Annotated in this window: 3 protein-coding genes; all 3 read right to left on the bottom strand. The window is 39.1% G+C overall.

Going from position 1 to position 2517, the window contains the following annotated elements; translation table 11 throughout:
- Window positions 1-180 (bottom strand): hypothetical protein (locus H5072_RS16730; RefSeq protein ID WP_182694179.1); only part of this gene is annotated, 180 nt, incomplete at its 3' end.
- A 25-nt stretch (window positions 181-205) separates the two neighbouring features.
- Window positions 206-682 (bottom strand): FKBP-type peptidyl-prolyl cis-trans isomerase, encoded by a 477-nt coding sequence (locus H5072_RS16725; protein ID WP_182694178.1) that lies wholly within the window; start codon window positions 680-682, stop codon window positions 206-208.
- Window positions 683-684: 2 nt separating this feature from the next.
- The coding region (locus H5072_RS16720) for a Lon protease family protein (RefSeq protein WP_182694177.1) at window positions 685-2517 on the bottom strand (1833 nt) is incomplete at its 5' end.

Genomic DNA, 2517 nt, shown 5'->3' with positions numbered 1-2517 from the left:
ATAAATAGTCATTCCAAACACACCGATAATACAAACTATTAAACCCATTTGTAGGTTAACGCTCATCTCTAGTAAAAAAACAGCTGCAACTAGTAAGCATAGCGCTAATGCATAAATAATAGATTGAAAGGTAAAGTTAATATCACCTTTGGCTATTTTAAGTAATTCATCTTTATTCATAATTTACTTCCTTGTTATTTAATCACTAAGACTCAATTGCCAGTAGCTCTACTTCAAAAATAAGTACTGAGGCAGGAGGAATACTCCCTACACGTTTTTCGCCGTATGCTAATTGGTGCGGTACATAAAAAATGTATTTATCACCTGGGCTCATCAGTTGTAAGCCCTCAGTCCAACCTTTAATCACTTGGTGTAAGCCAAAGCTAATCGGTGTTTTACGCTCTACTGAGCTGTCAAATACAGTGCCGTCGATTAGTGTGCCGTGGTAATGCACGTTAACCATACTTGTTGGGCTTGGTGTGTTTTCACTCTCACCTTTGTGTACTATTTTGAACTGCAAGCCAGAAGCTGTTTCTACTACACCTTCTACTTTTGCGTTAGCGGCTAAGTAATCTGCCCCTATTTTTGCATTTATGCCTGCTTGTTGTTTTGCTTTTTTACTATTTTGAAATATTAAAAAACAAAAAATGGCGATAACCACCGCCAAAATTATATTGATCATTATTAACCTTTTTCGTTATCTAGTTCTTCGTCTTTTTCGTCATCGTTATCGCCATTAACTATGTCGGCAATTTCTTTAAGGCGAGCAAGCGCAATTCCGTTTACTGAGTTTTCTGGATACTGGTCATCAATAATATCGCCAGCTTCTATATCCATTAACAGGTTAAGCGCTTGGTCTACGGTTTCAACTGCGTAAATATTAAATTTACCCGCTTCAACTGCATTAAGTATTTCATCATCAAGCACTAAGTTAACTTGGTTTGATTTAGGAATGATAACGCCTTGCGAACCTGTTAAGCCACGCATTTTACACAGTTTGAAAAAGCCTTCTATTTTTTCGTTTACGCCACCAATAGCCTGTACATCACCATGTTGGTTAATAGAGCCTGTCAGTGCAATTGATTGGCTAATAGGTAGGCTTGTAATAGACGAAATAAGCGCACACAACTCTGCCAAAGATGCACTATCGCCATCTATATAACCGTAGCTTTGCTCAATAGCGATATTAGCGCTAAGCGTTAAGCTAAAGTGCTGCGCGTATTTATTACCTAAATAACCGGTAAGTAGCATTACCCCTTTTGAGTGAATTGCTTTACCAAGCTCGGCTTCACGTTCAACATCTATTACGCCATCGGCGCCAGCATAAACCGTTGCCGTGATACGCGCAGGGGTACCAAATGAGGTATCGCCAATGTGTAATACGGTTAAACCATTTACTTTACCAATGGCTTGGCCGTCGGTTGCAATAAGTGTGTGACCTTCTTTTATATCGCTTAGCATGTTTTCACTAATTTGGCCGGTACGGTATTGCTTACCTTCAATGGCTTCATCAATATGATGCGCATCTACAACAGTTAATTTATCTTGTTTTGCGTAGTAACTTGCCTCTGCAACTAATTCAAGTACATCAGCAAAGCGCGCAGAAAGCTTATTGTGATGCTCTGCTTGGCGGTAGCTAAACTTAAGTAAACGCACCATAGCTGCTTGTGTGGTAGTGCACTTTAATGTTTGCTCGCAGTACTCGGTAACTTTAGTTATAAATTGGTACTGTAATTTATCGCTACTTGGTAAGTAGTAATCAAAGTCAGCTAATACTCTAAATAACTCTGCAAACTCTTCATCGTATTCACCTATGGTGTAATACAGTTCGCGCGAGCCTAATAAAATAATTTTTACATCAAGCGGTATAAGCTGCGGGCGAAGTGTAAAACTACTACCTACTGAGCTATCTTGATACGGTAAGTCGTTTTTAATTTGATGCGTTTTAAGCGAAAGTTTTAAACCATCCCACACTTGAGGGTTAGCCATTACCTTTTCAGCATCCATAATTAAATAACCGCCATTAGCACGGTGCAATGCTCCCGGCTGAATAGAGCGATAACTGGTAATTAAAGACCCTTGCGATGTGGAATACTCAATTTTACCAAATATATTACCAAATGTTGGATTGGGCTCGTACACCACGGGTGCTGCATCGTCTTCTTTAAACTCAACTAAAATATTAGGTGCAAAAAAGTCGGTAAGCATGCCTTTACGATCAAAGTCTTCTTTGCTTTCTTCGCTTTCGTCTTCGTCATCGAGCCACTCAAGTACCGCGTCTATAATTTCAACGCGTATATCTTTTAAATAACGCAGTACACCAATATGAGTTGCATATTTATGTTCTAAATCTTTTAAAAGCGGTTTTGTGGCCTGCTCTGCAGTCGACTTTTTAAGATTACGCTGTTTTTCTTTTGATTCGCGCTTCCAGCGTGGCAGCTCAATTAACGCTTCTATTAATGCATCTTCTAGCTTTTCAATTTTTTCAAAAAACTCTTCGCGTAACGTTTCTTCCAG

Origin of the sequence: Pseudoalteromonas sp. SR45-5 (assembly GCF_014163565.1) — a bacterium.
Taxonomy (GTDB): domain Bacteria; phylum Pseudomonadota; class Gammaproteobacteria; order Enterobacterales; family Alteromonadaceae; genus Pseudoalteromonas; species Pseudoalteromonas distincta.
Note: the sequence above shows the minus strand (reverse complement) of the source record. Positions and strands in the feature narration are given on the sequence as shown.